At 38.6% G+C, this 15,803-nt stretch carries 18 protein-coding genes; 8 read left to right on the forward strand and 10 right to left on the reverse strand.

Translation table 11 applies throughout. The annotated features are described in order from the left end of the window. Positions 1-156: 156 nt before the first annotated feature. The 6 genes from F580_RS0120015 to F580_RS0120040 form a co-directional block, all read right to left on the reverse strand. The gene (locus tag F580_RS0120015) at positions 157-918 is read right to left on the reverse strand and encodes a substrate-binding periplasmic protein (RefSeq protein ID WP_019029537.1); all 762 of its coding nucleotides are present in this window, start codon (positions 916-918) and stop codon (positions 157-159) included. An 86-nt stretch (positions 919-1,004) separates the two neighbouring features. Beyond that, a complete protein-coding gene (locus F580_RS0120020) occupies positions 1,005-1,241 on the reverse strand; it encodes a YheU family protein (protein ID WP_019029538.1) in 237 nt (78 codons plus the stop codon). 74 nt (positions 1,242-1,315) lie between these two features. After that, entirely contained in the window at positions 1,316-2,002 is a 687-nt protein-coding gene (locus F580_RS0120025) for a flagellin (RefSeq protein ID WP_019029539.1), read from the reverse strand. Positions 2,003-2,107: 105 nt separating this feature from the next. Beyond that, complete coding sequence (locus tag F580_RS26640; protein ID WP_019029540.1) at positions 2,108-2,245, reverse strand: hypothetical protein; 138 nt, start codon at positions 2,243-2,245, stop codon at positions 2,108-2,110. Positions 2,246-2,323: 78 nt separating this feature from the next. Next, a complete protein-coding gene (locus F580_RS0120035) occupies positions 2,324-3,100 on the reverse strand; it encodes a tetratricopeptide repeat protein (RefSeq protein ID WP_019029541.1) in 777 nt (258 codons plus the stop codon). Positions 3,101-3,348: 248 nt separating this feature from the next. Next, positions 3,349-5,274 carry an ATP-binding cassette domain-containing protein gene (locus F580_RS0120040; RefSeq protein WP_019029542.1) on the reverse strand — a complete coding sequence of 642 codons (1,926 nt, stop codon included), beginning with the start codon at positions 5,272-5,274 and terminating at the stop codon, positions 3,349-3,351. Between the two features lie 144 nt (positions 5,275-5,418). Here F580_RS0120040 and F580_RS0120045 point away from each other — a divergent pair, with 144 nt between their 5' ends. Beyond that, complete coding sequence (locus F580_RS0120045) at positions 5,419-5,622, forward strand: YheV family putative zinc ribbon protein (protein WP_019029543.1); 204 nt, start codon at positions 5,419-5,421, stop codon at positions 5,620-5,622. Between the two features lie 165 nt (positions 5,623-5,787). Here the strand turns inward: F580_RS0120045 and F580_RS0120050 are convergent, their stop codons facing one another. Further along, positions 5,788-6,051 carry a SlyX family protein gene (locus F580_RS0120050; protein ID WP_019029544.1) on the reverse strand — a complete coding sequence of 88 codons (264 nt, stop codon included), beginning with the start codon at positions 6,049-6,051 and terminating at the stop codon, positions 5,788-5,790. Next, the gene (locus F580_RS0120055; RefSeq protein WP_019029545.1) at positions 6,027-7,016 is read right to left on the reverse strand and encodes a WD40 repeat domain-containing protein; all 990 of its coding nucleotides are present in this window, start codon (positions 7,014-7,016) and stop codon (positions 6,027-6,029) included. Before F580_RS0120055 ends, F580_RS0120050 begins: the two co-directional genes overlap by 25 nt. 183 nt (positions 7,017-7,199) lie before the next feature. Here F580_RS0120055 and F580_RS0120060 point away from each other — a divergent pair, with 183 nt between their 5' ends. Then, on the forward strand, positions 7,200-7,976 hold the full coding sequence (locus F580_RS0120060; RefSeq protein ID WP_019029546.1) for an FKBP-type peptidyl-prolyl cis-trans isomerase: 777 nt from the start codon (positions 7,200-7,202) through the stop codon (positions 7,974-7,976). Between the two features lie 264 nt (positions 7,977-8,240). Then, positions 8,241-9,509, forward strand: coding sequence for a glycosyltransferase (locus F580_RS25075; RefSeq protein WP_019029547.1), 1,269 nt, complete (start codon positions 8,241-8,243; stop codon positions 9,507-9,509). A gap of 230 nt (positions 9,510-9,739) precedes the next feature. On the opposite strand, the gene F580_RS0120070 is transcribed toward F580_RS25075, so the two are convergent. Continuing rightward, positions 9,740-10,216 carry an acyl-CoA thioesterase gene (locus F580_RS0120070; RefSeq protein ID WP_019029548.1) on the reverse strand — a complete coding sequence of 159 codons (477 nt, stop codon included), beginning with the start codon at positions 10,214-10,216 and terminating at the stop codon, positions 9,740-9,742. A 290-nt stretch (positions 10,217-10,506) separates the two neighbouring features. Between F580_RS0120070 and sodX the strand changes: the two genes are divergently transcribed. Continuing rightward, on the forward strand, positions 10,507-10,803 hold the full coding sequence (sodX, locus tag F580_RS0120075; protein WP_040357753.1) for a nickel-type superoxide dismutase maturation protease: 297 nt from the start codon (positions 10,507-10,509) through the stop codon (positions 10,801-10,803). A 125-nt stretch (positions 10,804-10,928) separates the two neighbouring features. Here the strand turns inward: sodX and F580_RS0120080 are convergent, their stop codons facing one another. Beyond that, positions 10,929-11,474, reverse strand: a complete 546-nt coding sequence (locus F580_RS0120080; protein ID WP_157443191.1) for a DUF2780 domain-containing protein — start codon at positions 11,472-11,474, stop codon at positions 10,929-10,931. Positions 11,475-12,127: 653 nt separating this feature from the next. Here F580_RS0120080 and hemE point away from each other — a divergent pair. The 4 genes from hemE to F580_RS0120100 all read left to right on the forward strand — a co-directional run bounded on the left by hemE (position 12,128) and on the right by F580_RS0120100 (position 15,753). Next, a complete protein-coding gene (gene hemE, locus F580_RS0120085) occupies positions 12,128-13,195 on the forward strand; it encodes a uroporphyrinogen decarboxylase (RefSeq protein WP_019029551.1) in 1,068 nt (355 codons plus the stop codon). 433 nt (positions 13,196-13,628) lie between these two features. Next, a complete protein-coding gene (locus F580_RS0120090) occupies positions 13,629-13,988 on the forward strand; it encodes a GntR family transcriptional regulator (RefSeq protein WP_019029552.1) in 360 nt (119 codons plus the stop codon). Next, positions 13,988-14,848: an ABC transporter ATP-binding protein gene (locus F580_RS0120095; RefSeq protein WP_019029553.1), complete on the forward strand. Its 861-nt coding sequence runs from the start codon at positions 13,988-13,990 to the stop codon at positions 14,846-14,848. Before F580_RS0120090 ends, F580_RS0120095 begins: the two co-directional genes overlap by 1 nt. Continuing rightward, positions 14,848-15,753 (forward strand): hypothetical protein, encoded by a 906-nt coding sequence (locus F580_RS0120100; protein WP_019029554.1) that lies wholly within the window; start codon positions 14,848-14,850, stop codon positions 15,751-15,753. The genes F580_RS0120095 and F580_RS0120100 overlap by 1 nt, the downstream gene beginning before the upstream one ends. The last annotated feature ends 50 nt before the right edge of the window (positions 15,754-15,803 follow it).

Below are 15,803 nucleotides of genomic sequence, written 5' to 3' on the forward strand. Positions count from 1 at the left end.
CAGTGCTAAAACACTGGCTTTTTTTTATTATGAGTAAGTGATAATACTAATGGGTATTGCTAACGGCTAGTCGGAATAACCATTATCTACAAGCAATGTCTTGCCTCTAAAACTGTTAACTCTCGGTGAGTGGGAAGAAACTTATTGGAAATGGTATTATTCATCAAGGTGATATTTTTTCAAAATCGCGGCAATAACACCTTGGTCTTTTAGCTTTTTTAATGCTTGATTGAATTGGCTGAGGGTAATGGGGGCGTTTGGAGATAAAGCCGCTTGAATATTTTGTTGATTGATATTTAAGGGTAATACCTTAAATAACTGACTATTATCGCTCTGTTTTAATTGATAATTAATTAAGATGTTGGCATCAATAAGTGCATCAATTCTGCCAAGCTCTAAACGAAGAAAGTTCACATTTAGGTTACTAACATCATATCGAACAAAATGTTTTTTATCAAAATAAGGCTGTAAGTTAGGATATGTATAACCGCGGATAGTGCCAATAATCATCCCTGAAAAGTCGATTAGCTGTTGATATTGATTGGTATTATCAGCCCTAATGACCATAACATCTTTTTCTATAAAGATTGTTTCGCTCCATTGTAGTTTGTCACTATTAGCAAGCCAGTTAGAATTACTGATTAACACAAGGTGGATAGTATTATTTTCTATATCACGCTCGGTACGTTTTCGAGGGGTTTTGACAAAAGTGACGGTGATATCTAATTCACCAGCAAGCTCGGTAGCAATATCTTTGATAATACCTCCTGATAACTGTTCAGTTTTCTCAATGGCATAAGGGGCTGAATTATGATCGCCATAGCCAATAATTAACGTCACTTTATTATCAGCAAAAGCTGATAGAGAAATAAAGAAGGAATAAAATATAAGTTGTTTAAGATTTTTTAGGAACGTCATAATTAAGTGTATAGTTTGTCATTGCTAGCCAAGGCTTGCATTAAGTATAGACGAATGAGGTCAAATACTTTTTAGTGACTCTACAATTAAATTTTCTCTTCCATGCCGGCTTGGAACTGATCACTGGGCAATATATTGACACTTTCATGAAGTTCTGAATAAACTAATACGGCATTTCCTTGCTCAAGTTGCTTTTTAACTTGTACTATTTTAGCTGCTTTACTGACATCTTCAGCACCATACTCAGTACCCTCACGTAAAATGAAGTCTTCAATAATCGCGGCTAAGGTTTCGTTTGATAGTTGTTCTAGAGGAATAATCATAAGGTAAGCTATTTTCAAGTAATTAAAGCAATTAGGCCATATTGTACTCTTGCATGACGCTATTTCAACACAAGCTAGATTAATTTATTAAACAGTAACCCTTTGCGTTCTTCTTCATTTTTCTTAGTGATAATAGCGCTTTGTAAAAGCACTTCATTTTTAGCTTGTTCGCTCGTGGCTTCGGCGAAATCAGTATCTTCAATACGTGCGCGAGAAGCGCTAACATTGATAACACTGGTTTGGTAGGTGGCTACTTGGCTAGCGAGGGCATTAGTTTCAGCGCCCAAAGCACTGGCACTATCATTCACTAGGTTTGAGGTATCTTGAAGGATGGTTTGCGTAGCCGCAGGGTTGCTGGCATCGAGGCCACTAATGAAGTTATCTTGCCCTAAGACGTCACGGGCTAAGGTATTTATTTGTTCGGTAATTTGATTTAACTCACCTTGAATAACATCACTATCATAAAGTGGATTGCCTGATTGAATAGATAAGGTTTCCGCACGTAATAAACCCTCATTAATGGCCGACAAAGCGCCCGCCTCAATATCGTTTATATTGGCTTGGTCTTGAGCGTTAAAGCTCAGTTGCTTATTTTGGTTGATTTGACTGGTAAGTCGATTAGCAATCTGTAAACCTGCGGCATCATCTGCTGCTTTATTGATACGCTTGCCTGAAGCGAGCTTTTCGGCTTGCTGCTCGCGTTGCTGATTAAGCTTTTCAATAAAGCTAAAGTTGGCTGGTGATTGCTTGACCGACAACATAAAGTTCCCCTGTAAACTAATAACTCTTTGCTACTTAATAGTATAGCAAGGCTATTGGATTTAGGCTGTTAAGGGATTAGTGTTGTCGTTTTAATGAAAACTAGCTTAGTGGCTTTTACTATCGTCTTGAATCTGTTTGAGAAAGTAATAAACATAAAAGGCGGCAATAGCGAGCAGAATAGCTAAACCGCCAAACGAAAACATAACAACCGGATCATTGGTTAACATTGATAATAAGTTCATAGTGGACTCCATAATTTACTAAGTAATTCTTGATGTACTTAGTGTAATCACTTTGCCCAATAACTAAGCTGATTTAGATCAATAGAAGTTCTGCTTTTCTGCCATTTTCGCTTTCAATTTTTGTTGCTCTCTGATTTGAGTAAAAATTTTATTGGCTTTTTCTATACTTTCCTCAACTTGCCTTTTAGATAAGTCACGCTCATCCATTACACGGCTTTTTTCTGCATCGGGATAACCATTCCATGAGGCAATAGTATTCCAGACAAAAGACAATTCAGTACTTTTTTCTACTCCCTTGCCTTCGCTATAAAGCAAAGCTAAATTATATTGGGCGAGGGCATAATTTTGATTAGCGGCATTTCGATACCAGCGAGACGCTTTAAAGTTATCTTGTTTAATGCCATCGCCGTTAGCATACATTACCGCTAAGTTAAATTGTGCACTGGCTAAGTCTTTTTTCGCTGCTTTGTTGGTTAATGCAAACGCTTTCTTTAGGTCTTGCTTGACTAATTTACCGGCAGAATAGATTAAAGCCAGTTCGAATTGTGCGTCGGGGTAGTTTTGTGCAGCAGATAGTTCAAATAACTCGAGTGCTTTCATGCCATCTTTAGGAACGGAATAACCGTGTTGATAAACCAAGGCCATTTGATACTGTGCCGGCGCATAGCCCTCACTAACTAAAGGACGAAATTGAGCAATGGCCGCTTGGAATTTACCACGGTTGAATTCATAAATACCCTGCTCGAGATCATAACCATGACTAAAAGCAGAAAAGCTCGCTAATAGCAGCATGGCTGGCAGGGTTACCTTGATGTTAAAAGATTTTTTAAGGTTCGGGTTGTTTTTGATGAGCATAATTTTCCTTAGTCGGCTTTATTGCTATGAATAAGTGTAGCTTAGAACTTATATGAGTAACATTAAATAACTGTTTTTCCAAGAATATAATTTTTGCTGTGGTAATAATTTATGTGTTTGCATCGATGGAAAAATTATCAATGAAGGGATTATGACAAGGATTTAAATCCTCTTGAATTAACGATTAACGGTAGGAAAAGTGCTCTGTGGCCGAAGAGCACTTTATAAGTAGTTTATTGGTTAGAAAATTAATTCTGCACCGACATCATTTCTTCAATCTGTTCAGCCAATTCTAGCCACTCCATCTCGTTTTCTTCAATATCGTTTTTTAAACGGGCTTGTTTTTTCAGTAAATCAGTCAATTCAACTTTTCGGTCTGCTTGATAAATATCACTGTCACTTAATAAAGCTTCTATCTTAGTTAACTCTTCTTGCCATAGATGGATTTTTTTCTCTAACTTATCCGCTTCTTTACGCAATGGTGCCGATTTTTTGCGTAAGTCGGCTTGTTGCTGGCGCAGTTGTTTTTTGTCTAAGCCTTTATCTGCGTTTTGTTGGCTACTTTTTGTAGATTTTATCGCTTGTTTTTTATCATCATTCAGCCATTGCTGATAATCATCAATATCACCGCTAAAATCACTGACCTGACCATTGGCAACTAGATAAAATTCATCAACACAGGATTCTAATAAAAATCTATCATGGGCAATTAATATAATCGCGCCTTCAAAGTCCTGCAATGCCATCACTAAGGCTTGACGCATTTCTAAATCAAGGTGGTTGGTTGGCTCATCAAGTAGTAATAATTGTGGCTTTTCTAAGACAATTAAGGCCAGTACTAAACGGGCTTTTTCACCACCAGACATATTGGTAACGGGAGCAAGCGCTTGATCGCCGCTAAAGCCAAATTTACCCAGAAAAGTACGGGCTTGCGGTTCGCCTAAAATAGGCTTGGCGCGTAAAATATGATCAACAGGGCTCGATGTAATATGCAATTGCTCTAATTGGTGCTGAGAAAAATAACCAATTTTTAGCTCTTGTGCACAATATCGCTCGCCGCTAAGTAAAGCTAGGTCTCCGGCCAGGGATTTTATCAGAGTCGATTTACCGGCACCGTTACGGCCTAATAAACCAATGCGACTGCCCGGCACTAACGTCAAGCCAACACTGTCTAGAATGATTTTTTGTTCACTATGATCAGATTTTGGGTAACCACATTGGCTTTCTTTGAGCGAAAGTAGTGGGTAGGGTAGGCTCTCTGGTTTTTCAAAACTAAAGGTAAATTGACTATCGACATGGGCAGGTGCTAGATCTGGCAGCTTCTCTAAACGTTTTAAGCGACTTTGTGCTTGCTTGGCTTTACTGGCTTTAGCACGGAAACGATCAACAAAAGCGGTCAGATGGGCGGCTTCTTTTTGCTGCTTTTGATATTGTGCGTCTTGTTGCGCTAAATGTTCGCGGCGTTGACGCTCAAAAGAGGTATAGTTGCCGCTGTATAATTTTGCCCGCTGGTGTTCAATATGTAAAATTTGACCAATAACAGTATCAAGAAAATCACGATCATGTGAAATCAGTACTAGCGTACCGGTAAAACGCTTTAACCAACGTTGTAGCCATATAACTGCATCTAAATCTAGATGATTGGTTGGCTCATCGAGCAATAATAAATCAGCACGAGAGATTAGCGCCTGCGCTAAGTTTAAGCGCATACGCCAACCACCAGAAAAATCTTTCACTGGGTTAGCAAGTTGTGATTGTAAAAAACCTAAACCATGTAATAACTCACCAGCACGAGCCGGCAAGCTGTAACCGTTAATAACATCTATTTTATTAATAATGGTGGCTTCAAGGTTACCATTATCCATAATACGAGCCTGTTCAAGATCATGCTCTAACTGACGAAATTCTTTATCACCATCCATAACGTAATCAAGGGCGCTTTGCTCTAAAGATGGCGTTTCTTGCTTTACGGTCGCAATATCCCAACTTGTTGGCATAGATAAATCACCAGCGTCGGGCGTTAACTCACCTAACAACGCGGCAAATAGAGACGATTTCCCACAGCCATTACTGCCTACTAAGCCAACTTTATGGTTAGGGTGAATAGTAAAGCTAGATGATTTAATTAGGTTTTTAGCCCCTCTATCTAAACTTAGGTCGGTGGCAATAATCAATGGTAATTCCTCGATAAAATGGCATAGTGCTGTTAGGAGAATACAGACTAAAAAAATGCTTGTGCATTGTCGCTGTTCCTATGACCACAATTCAAGGTAAAATAGCGATAATTAACTATTTAGTTGTAGAAGAAGTGGATAAAAATGAACAAAGCCCTAAAAAAGAGATTTATCGCTGGCGCAGTCTGTCCGAAATGTAAAGCTATGGATACCCTGGCACTGACCAAAGAAAACGGTGTCGAAAAAGTGACTTGTGTCAGTTGTGGTGAGCAAATGGTGCAAACCGAAGCTCATATTGATAAGGCTGTGCGTGAACATGAACAGGTTATAGGTGTATTTAAACCTTGATAACATGCATTTTATTGCGGTTTGCCTTAATTAGCACATCAAAAGTACTCATTGATAGTCATCAACTCCGTGCTCTATTTTTAATTAAAAGTTTATAAGTAAAGCTTTCTAATTAAAGCATAGCGCTTCAAATAACATTGTTAGCTATTTAAGGCTAGTATCGAATTAATAATGCGGTGGTGGTGGTTCAACGTCTTCGGCATCACCCGATAAGCTACCGCTATCTTTTAAACGATTAGCGATCAACTGAAGTTGATGTTTCAGATCTGCAATTTCCTGCTGATGGGCAGCTAGCTCTACACTTAACTGATCAATAACATCATCTTGAAAAACATTACGTGATTCTAGGTCGTCAACACGTTCTTCGAGTTGTTGAACATGGTTAACATTCGGGTTATGAGTACTTAGGGTAATTTCGGCATTGGCCATGATTCAACATATCCTGATGAGCTTATCGTTAATAGGTTGTTATTATCGCCAAATGCGACGCTATACACAACCGCACCGGTAGGTCTTTTTGCTTCTTTAGGGGTAACAAACCAATATGCACGGCGTTTGCCCGTGGCAATATCCCAAACACTGACCTTTTTGGAGGCCGCACCCGTGATCATAGTTTTACCATCGGGTGAAAAACGTATGGTACTAAAAACTTCATGGCGCTTTGTCCCTTGTAAAGTGCTAATCCGTTTACCTGTTTTTAAATCCCAAATATAAGCAGATTTCATACTATCGGCAGAAAAGGCATATCGACCCTTAGCATCTAAGGCTACTTTTGATACGCGAGAGCTATGATTAAACTGATAAACAACTTGCCCTGATTGGGTATCCCACACATAAGCAGTAAAATCATTTCCACCTGATATAGCCACTCTGCCATTGGGCAGCATATCTACTGAATTGATCTTTTCCTTGTGACCTAAAAATTCTAATCTTCTACCGGTATTAAGGGTAATGTGTACGACGGTACCGTTACTTTTTCCAATCAGTAAGTAATCACCATTGTTACTGATAGCAATATCTCTAATGTTGGACTCTCGTACTTGCCAGTAACCTTCCGATTTACCTGATTGTAGGTTCCACAAGGCAAAGTTCTTTCTATTGGCCGTCAATACATGGCTAGCGTTGTCACTAATATCAATGGTGAGCACTAAGTTATCACTGGTGTTTTGTTCTTGCGACCAGTTAAAAAGTCGCTCATTTGTGCTTAAATCCCAAACACTCAAACCGTGATGGATAGATGAAACTACCGAGAACTTGGCATCACTAGAGAGTTGGCCAGCATAAGCACCTTCAACAGATTGCTGCCAACGCTGTAATGGCGCTTGCGTAACCGGCTTACAAGCCGCTAGTGTCGTCAATAAGGTGACTAGAAAAATCCAATTACATTTTAACAAGATATAAATACTTTTTTATTTGCGCATTTATCGTTAGTATAAGTTCTTTTTTGAATTTGTTTAGTGTTATCTTTTTAGTTTTGACTTTAATTCCGTCTTTATCAAGCTATAAAAGATAAGTTGAACAATGAATAGCCGTAAATTGGGGAATTCTCCAATTGTATTGTATAAATGGAGATATAAATGAAATTGTTTAAACCTACCCTTATAGCACTAGCGTTAGTGGCCGTTGTTGGTTGTAATGAAAAACCTGTTGAAGAAGTGAAAGCACCGGTATTAGATACTGAAGTGCAAAAACAAGCCTACGGCTTAGGTGCCTCAATTGGTATGTACATGCAACGTAACCTGGAAGAGCATGACAAACTAGGTTTAACCTTAGAAAAAGAACTTATCATTCGTGGTTTCACCGACAGCATTGATGGTAAATCTGTCATCGAAAAAGAAGAAATCCAAGCCTTATTGATGAACCTTGATGCAAGCATGAAAGAAAAGCAACAAGCTGCATTGGTTGCGGCTTCTGAAGCTAGCTTAGCTGAAGGTGTTAAATTCTTAGAAGATAACGCTAAAAAAGAAGGCGTACAGGTAACTGAATCAGGCATTCAATACGTAGTATTAACCGCTGGTGAAGGTGATAAGCCGCTAGCTGCTGATACCGTTACAGTACATTACACCGGTACTTTCCTAAACGGTGATACGTTTGATAGCTCATATAACGGAGCAGGTGAGCCGGTAGTATTTGCACTTAATCGTGTAATTAAGGGCTGGACTGAAGGCGTACAGTTAATGAATGTAGGCGCTAAGTACAAATTCACAATCCCTTCAGATTTAGCATACGGCCCTAACGGTAACCCACCAAGTATTCCGGGTAACTCAGTACTAGAATTTGAAATTGAATTATTAGAAATTAAAAAAGCAGCAGAAGCTCCAAAAGCTGATGGTCACGACCACGCGGCTCACTAGTTAACGTTTATGTGAATTAAGCTTGCTTAGCTATTCACAGACTTACTAGTAAAAAATATAAAACCATCAGTAATGATTTACTGGTGGTTTTTTTGTTTCCTGAGTACCTTATTGAAAATAAGATTTTGTAGTTTTTTTATAAGTAAGAATTCAATTAGAATAAATGTTCAAGAACAAGGCGCTTGATTGAGCAATAGCTTGCTATTGTGATTGAAAGCAACGATGTTATTGGATATTTAGTTCATTGAAATATAATATAGCTCAATGAAAAAACTTCTTATCATTGGCTATGTATGGCCTGAGCCTAACTCTTCTGCGGCAGGTAGCCGTATGATGCAGTTAATCCATTTTTTCCAAGCGCAAAGCTATGACATTACCTTTGCCAGTCCAGCACAACAAACTGAGCATATGGTTGATTTACGTGCCTTAAATATTACTGTTGAAAATATTACGCTCAATTGCACTAGTTTCGATGTCTTTATCAAAGCATTGCAGCCAACTACCGTAATGTTTGACCGCTTTATGATGGAAGAGCAATTTGGCTGGCGTGTAAGTGAACAGTGCCCACAGGCGCTGAGAATTTTAGATACCGAAGATTTGTTTTGCCTACGCAATGCTCGTCATCAAGCCTATAAACAAAGACGTAATATCACCGATGCAGACCTACTCAGCAGTGACATGGCTAAACGTGAAGTTGCGTCGATATTTCGCTCTGATATCAGCTTAATGATTTCTAGTGTGGAAGTGGAATTACTACAACGATTATTTAAAGTCGATGGCAGTTTAATTCACTATTGCCCCTTTATGTTAAGCCAAACTCAGTTAACACAAGAAAATCCAAGTTTTCAACAGCGGGAAGGTTTTATGGCGATTGGAAATTTTCGCCATGCGCCCAACTGGGACTCAGTACTATGGCTCAAACAGCAAATATGGCCATTAATACGCAAACAACTGCCTAACGCCAAACTGAACATCTATGGCGCATATCCACCGCCGAAAGCAACTGACTTACATGATGAAAAGTCAGGTTTTTTGGTTAAAGGCTGGGTAGATGACGCCGTACTGGCTATGCAAAGCGCCAAAGTCTGTTTAGCACCGCTGCGTTTTGGTGCGGGCATTAAAGGCAAGCTTGCTGAGGCGATGTATTGTCAAACGCCTTCGGTTACCACTGATATTGGCATCGAGAGCATGCAAACTGAGTTCGCTTGGCCTGGCGCGATAGCCAATGAGCCACAAGCTATCGCTAATGCTGCAGTAAAGCTTTATCAAGATGAACTTGCATGGCAAGCTGCTAGTGATTTAGGGCCGAAAAATGCCCTGTTAATGTATCAACAAGAGCGTATTTTAGCTGAGCTAGCGGCTTGTTTAGCTAAACTAGAGGTTAATCTCGAACAGCATAGAAAGGTAAACTTTATTGGCAGTATGCTCAATCATCATCACCATAAAAGTACTCAATATATGGCGCAATGGATTGATGTTAAAAGCCAATTGAAAGTTTTGGCTGAAAGCGATAGCTCAAAAGAAGAAGGATAAAGAGGGAGAGTGACTGGCTTTGAATTAATCAGCTAGCCACTATTTCCGTCATCGCTGTTGCTACTTAGGCCGGCATCCAATGTTTAGTGGCTGATAGGCTGAGTAGGTAAAGACGGCTTCAGACTAAGTATATAATGGCAAGACTTACAAAGGCATTAGCTTGGTTTGAGCTTTTTTATTAGCCACTAAAATGCCGTCAAAGCATAACAGCCTTGAGATGTTTTTAGGTATTAATCAATAAAAATCTGCATTTCTTCACCTATTTGCTTGCGCATTTCCATCAATTTCACCGCGGAAGCATGTTGTTTCTTATCGGCTTCTGTTGTTGGTTGCCATTTCGGTACGGTTTCAGATTGACCATTTTGGTCAACGGCGACCATGATAACAATACAATGCGTTGTTAAGCGTCGGTTTAATGACTTAGGGTCACAAGCATTTACTTCAAGGGCAATATGCATTGAAGAATTACCGGTAAAGATAACTTTGGCTTCAACCTCCACTAAGCTGCCAACATGTATCGGGGCAATAAAGCGAATACCGCCAGCATAAGCGGTAACACAGTAACGGCCACTCCAGCCGGCAGCGCAGGCATAGGCGGCCAAATCAATCCATTTCATTACGGCACCACCGTGCACTTTACCACCAAAATTTACATCTTGTGGCTCCGCTAAAAATCGTAAGGTAATATCACGTTGTGGTGCATTCATAAGTGGCGCTCTTTATCGTTAATGAGTTGAGTAGGTGGATCAGAAGAAGATTGCTCAAACTATAGTGTTCATCGTTAATTAGCAAATAATATCTTTACAGCATGCACCAAATAACTAATAATGAGAATCGTTATCATTTGCGTTTATTGTTGGACTTTAATGCAAAACGTGCCAAGGCAATAACATATCGTAATAATTGGCATGGTCTATCTAAGCTATAGATACCCAAGGAACTTTGCTAATAAAAGTTCGAACGTGACGGTTAGCTGATTTTTAATGTGAGAGTAATTATGTTTGGTTTTCATTTTTGTAAGGTTTCAGGCATGAGCATGTCACCACGTATTCCAGAAAATAGTTACGTCTTTGTGGTGCCTTGGCTGAAAATATTAAGCTTAAAAGAGGGCTGCTTGTTACAAGTTTTTCACCCAAAATATGGCTATATAGTAAAGTCGTTGGCAACAATTGACAGAAACGGTCTGTTTTGGCTGAAAGGTCATCATAAAAGCAGTATACCTATTGAGCAGTTAGGCCCCGTAGGTAAGTCACAAATACAAGGTAAAGTTTTGTGGGTTTTTCCACCCAAATAGGTACTAGATCTAATTAGAGGTTATACCAAGTTGATTGAGTACAGCTCTGCATTGGGAAGAAATTTAATCAAATTGGTATTATAACCAGCAATCGGAAAATCGTGGCTATAAACCGTAAAGCCTAATTAAAATAAGTCTAAACCCTGTTTTAATATTGTTGCAGCTTCTTTATAACCACTCTTGTCTAAATAACCACTAAAGCTGTTGATTAGCTCAGGTACTTTTTCTTTAGAAATGCCTAATTTTTCAAAGGCAGAGTTTAAGTAATCGACACTTTCGGCTTTTTTACCGACATCACCGGCACTTGATAAAAATGAACTGAAAGATGATTTTTCTACTTTAGGCGCCTTGTCTAAATAGCTTTGCGCATCAGGCACCGCTTTACTGATTAATGCAAAGTTTTCTTGGCTTAAATTGTCTTTAGCTACTTTAAGTAGTGAGCCAAAACTTGCCGCGACAGTACTTTCTGATAAATTTAGTTGCTTAGCTGCATATTCAATCATCGCATTAGTCTGTAACGGTACGTCTAAGTCTTTAGCTGCACTTTTAAGTTGTTCTGTCGAGGTTTTGCTAATAGAGCCGAAGTCGACCGCAGTGGCTGAAAATGAGCTTAAGCCGGTTAAACTAATTAGGGTAATCGAGGTAGAAAGGCAAATAGTTGAAAATTTCACAGGAAAGTCCATGTTAATAAGATGTAATTAAATACCTTAACATGTTTGTGAAAAATAATAGGGGAGGCACAAATAAAAAAGCCTTTCTCATAGAGAAAGGCTTGAAATGCTCGCATTTTGGTCTTGTTAATCAAGATTCTTATTATTTATTTCTAGCTAGTATTTTTTTATTATTATTAATTTTTAGCTAATATATCTTTCTAGTTCTTTTTATTATTGTTTTTCTGTAGCGCAGGCATTTTATAGCAAAGCATTTTTACCACCGCAACAACTTTAGTAGAGCATAAACTCCACGATTTTCTTCGTAGTGAACTGATTGAACAAGTCAATATCGCTAAGCTATTGATTCAATATTCATTGGTAAAAATCAAGTGCAATTATAACGTTTAAAAAAAAAGTTAAATAAATTGAACTTCTATCCTGTTAGCGCATTTCTCCCTTGATTCAGTGACAGGGTGTTTTTTAAAGAGTGTTGATTTAGTTCATAGATCAAAAGGCTGGTCGGTGTTAAACTGCGCCCCTAAAATATATTAGCAAAATGCTTATTAAGCTGTAGTCGCTAAGTAACTAAATTAATTGAATCGTGCTGTCATTATTACTCAAGAGTAATATTTCAATGTGATTGTAAATAAGAAGATTAAGAGGAAGTATTGGTGACAGAATTAAAAAATGATACCTATTTACGTGCGTTATTAAAGCAACCAGTAGATTACACGCCAGTATGGATGATGCGTCAAGCAGGTCGTTATTTACCTGAATATCGCGAAGTACGTAAAAATGCAGGTGACTTTATGTCAGTCTGCAAAAATGCTGAACTGGCATGTGAAGTCACTATTCAACCATTACGTCGTTTCCCATTAGATGCGGCAATTTTGTTTAGTGATATTTTAACGATTCCAGATGCCATGGGCCTAGGTTTATATTTTGAAACCGGTGAAGGACCAAAATTCGAGCGTCCTATTACCTGTAAAGCCGATGTGGTGAAAATTGCCGTACCTGATCCAGAAGATGAGTTAGGTTATGTCATGAATGCGGTACGTACTATTCGCAAAGAATTAAAAGGCGAAGTACCACTCATCGGTTTTTCTGGTAGCCCTTGGACATTAGCCACCTACATGATCGAAGGCGGCAGTTCTAAAGCATTCACAAAAATTAAAAAAATGATGTTTGCTGAACCACAAACCTTACATTTATTACTGGATAAATTAGCTGACTCCGTTATTAGTTACTTAAATGCGCAAATTGCTGCTGGTGCGCAATCAGTGATGGTCTTTGATACATGGGGCGGAGTATTGTCACCACGTGATTATAATGACTTCTCTTTACAGTATATGGCGAAAATTGTTGACGGATTAACCCGTCACAATGAAGGCCGTCAAGTGCCAGTGACGTTATTCACTAAAAATAGCGGTATGTGGCTAGAATCTATCGCCGCGACAGGTTGTGATGCCGTTGGCCTTGATTGGACTATTGATATTGAGAATGCCAAAGCACGCATTGGTGATAAAGTGGCTTTACAAGGTAATATGGATCCCTCCATGTTATATGCGCCATTGCCACGTATTGAACAAGAAGTTTCAAAAATATTAGCCGGCTTTGGTGAAGGCGGAACTGGTCATGTATTTAACTTAGGCCATGGTATTCACCCTGATGTGAACCCAGATCACGCCGGCCATTTCATTGAGTCTGTACACCGTTTAAGTAAGCCTTATCATAAGTAGATTACTACCAGTAATATGATAGACAGCTATCGCTAGTGTAAGCCTAGCTTACTCTAGCCTTAATAAAAACAGTAAAGCCGCGGTTAATTTATCAAAAAGATAAAGTAACCGCGGCTTTTTTATTGGCTAAGTTTTATCAATTGTTTAGTTCATGCCAGTCACTCTCTTCAGCGCTGTGAAACTTCATACCAATTCGGCTTGGGTGTTAAGTGTTTTGCAATTCAGACCGATTACATACTCTGTTACATTCTTGAACTAATAAGAGTTACAGGACTCTTTAAGACTTAAAATCAATGACTTAATGATGGTATTTCTGTTGTTTTAATCCCCTCGCGCTGTCATTTGTATAAAATAACAGTCGACTGTACTTGTGTTCTGGTGTGTTGGTGGTGTATAACACTACTATCTTTTGGTATTATTCAAGGAACAGGGCATGGCACCTCAATGGGATTCAGAAAAACCGATATATCTCCAACTGTATCAGCAAGTCATCACTCGCATATTAGATGGTTATATCAAGGAAGGCGAAGCTTTACCTTCAGTCAGAAAAGTAGCCGCTGAGTACCAACTTAATCCAATGACTATTTCAAAGGCGTATCTGATGTTACAGGACGAAGCAGTTGTAGAGAAACAACGTGGAAAAGGGTTATTTGTTATACCAGGCGCACAAAAATTAATGTTAGATAGAGAGCGTGATAATTTTTTGTCACACCAGTGGCCAGAAATACTAAAGCAAATCACCCGACTTAAACTTTCGCCAGAGCAACTATTAACCAACATTGTAGGGGGATAATGATGAGCTCATTAATTTCAGTAAAGAATGTCAGTAAATCATTTGGATCAAAACAGGTACTTTCATCGGTGAACTTATCTGTTAGTGCCGGACAAATTGTTGGCTTGGTTGGCCCAAACGGCGCCGGTAAAACTACTTGTTTACAGGCTGTATTGGGACTAACCGATTATGAAGGTGATATCAGTGTTTTAGGGCATCACCCAAGAAAAGATCGCGTAAATATGCTTAAAGATGTCGCTTATATTGCTGATGTGGCTATTTTACCTAAATGGTTAAAGGTCTCGCAAGCATTAAGTTATATGCAAGATATTCATGAAAACTTTGATATTGACAAGGCAGAAAAGTTTCTCGCTAAAACCAATATTGAGGTGAATGATAAAGTAAAAACGTTATCTAAAGGCATGGTGGCGCAATTACATTTAGCCTTGATTCTTGCGATTGACGCTAAGGTATTAATTTTAGATGAACCAACTTTAGGTTTAGATATTTTGACTCGTCGCCAGTTTTACAGCCACTTGTTGGAAGATTTTTATACTGAAGAAAAGTGTATTGTTATTACCACGCATCAAATTGAAGAAATTGAACATATCTTAACGGATGTTGCTTTTATACAAGATGGTAAAATTGTGCTTGCTCAAAGTACTGATGAAATAAAAGAACGCTTTAATTTAGTTTCTGTTACCAATGAGCAACTACCACAAGCAGATGAGCTAAAGCCGTTATTTAAAAATAGCATGATGGGACTAACAACAATGTTATTTGATAATCAAGATAAAGCTGCGTTACAAAGCTTAGGTCAAGTAACAGTGCCTAGTTTAGCTGATATTTTTGTCGGTGTGATGAATAAGGAGACTTGCTAATGAATACGTCAATTATGAAAGCGTCTATTAAAAAAGAGCTATGGGAATTTAATGGTATGCTCAAATGGGTGCCTATTACGTTAGCCGGTGTGTTTATTTTAATTCCGCTACTAAGTTTGTTACTCAATGATATTGAATTCTCAGGGTGGCTAGAAGGCCTTAAGCACTTAAGTGAATCACAAGGTGATAGGGGCTTAACCAAGGTGTTTTTTGTTGCTACCGCAGCATTATTTGCTCCTTTTGTTTTGGTGGGCTTTATTGTTCAGCTATATTATTTGGTCACTTGTTTATATGATGAGAGGCGAGATATGTCGGTAATGTTTTGGCGCTCGCTACCGGTGTCTGATGGCGTTACTATAACCAGTAAGCTATTAACCGGTGCTATCATTATTCCTGCTATTTTTTACTCGGCAGCAACAATGTTGTTTGTAATTGGTCTAGTACTGGCATTTATCGGCTCAGTGATATTATCAGTTGGTTTTGATATTTCATTATGGGGTTTATGGTCAAGCGCTCAGGTTTTGAGTACCCTAGGTTCATTTTGGTTGACCTTAATACCGTTAGCAATATGGCTATTACCTTTATACTCTTGGTTAATGTTAACTTCAATTTATGCGAAGAAAGCCCCATTTTTATGGGCGGTGCTACCGATTGTTGCCCTGCTAATTATTGAAGCTATTGTGGTACATTATTTACAATTATCACAACCATTTTTTGGCCACTTTATTGGCGATTACTTTTCTCTTGCAACTGACAAGGTAGCTGTGAATTCTGATGATATCAGCTCTTTACGTTGGGCGCCTTTACAAGCGGTGCTAGCACAAATCGATTACCGAACCTTCTTGGTTTCAGCGGGATTATTATCTGCTACTTATTGGTTTAGAGTGAATAAACAAGAGTCATAACTAATGCGAACTCATTGACTTGTAGAGTGAATATACAATTACATTAGCCG

The organism is Colwellia piezophila ATCC BAA-637 (genome assembly GCF_000378625.1).
In the GTDB taxonomy this organism is placed as follows: Bacteria; Pseudomonadota; Gammaproteobacteria; order Enterobacterales; family Alteromonadaceae; genus Colwellia; species Colwellia piezophila.

What these genes read in the sequence shown, in the direction of transcription:
- F580_RS0120015 (WP_019029537.1), bottom strand. Translation starts at nt 918, where the DNA reads ATGACGTTCCTAAAAAATCTTAAACAACTTATATTTTATTCCTTCTTT.
- F580_RS0120020 (WP_019029538.1), bottom strand. Translation starts at nt 1,241, where the DNA reads ATGATTATTCCTCTAGAACAACTATCAAACGAAACCTTAGCCGCGATT.
- F580_RS0120025 (WP_019029539.1), bottom strand. Translation starts at nt 2,002, where the DNA reads ATGTTGTCGGTCAAGCAATCACCAGCCAACTTTAGCTTTATTGAAAAG.
- F580_RS26640 (WP_019029540.1), bottom strand. Translation starts at nt 2,245, where the DNA reads ATGAACTTATTATCAATGTTAACCAATGATCCGGTTGTTATGTTTTCG.
- F580_RS0120035 (WP_019029541.1), bottom strand. Translation starts at nt 3,100, where the DNA reads ATGCTCATCAAAAACAACCCGAACCTTAAAAAATCTTTTAACATCAAG.
- F580_RS0120045 (WP_019029543.1), top strand. Translation starts at nt 5,419, where the DNA reads ATGAACAAAGCCCTAAAAAAGAGATTTATCGCTGGCGCAGTCTGTCCG.
- F580_RS0120050 (WP_019029544.1), bottom strand. Translation starts at nt 6,051, where the DNA reads ATGGCCAATGCCGAAATTACCCTAAGTACTCATAACCCGAATGTTAAC.
- F580_RS0120060 (WP_019029546.1), top strand. Translation starts at nt 7,200, where the DNA reads ATGAAATTGTTTAAACCTACCCTTATAGCACTAGCGTTAGTGGCCGTT.
- F580_RS25075 (WP_019029547.1), top strand. Translation starts at nt 8,241, where the DNA reads ATGAAAAAACTTCTTATCATTGGCTATGTATGGCCTGAGCCTAACTCT.
- F580_RS0120070 (WP_019029548.1), bottom strand. Translation starts at nt 10,216, where the DNA reads ATGAATGCACCACAACGTGATATTACCTTACGATTTTTAGCGGAGCCA.
- sodX (WP_040357753.1), top strand. Translation starts at nt 10,507, where the DNA reads ATGTTTGGTTTTCATTTTTGTAAGGTTTCAGGCATGAGCATGTCACCA.
- F580_RS0120090 (WP_019029552.1), top strand. Translation starts at nt 13,629, where the DNA reads ATGGCACCTCAATGGGATTCAGAAAAACCGATATATCTCCAACTGTAT.
- F580_RS0120095 (WP_019029553.1), top strand. Translation starts at nt 13,988, where the DNA reads ATGATGAGCTCATTAATTTCAGTAAAGAATGTCAGTAAATCATTTGGA.
- F580_RS0120100 (WP_019029554.1), top strand. Translation starts at nt 14,848, where the DNA reads ATGAATACGTCAATTATGAAAGCGTCTATTAAAAAAGAGCTATGGGAA.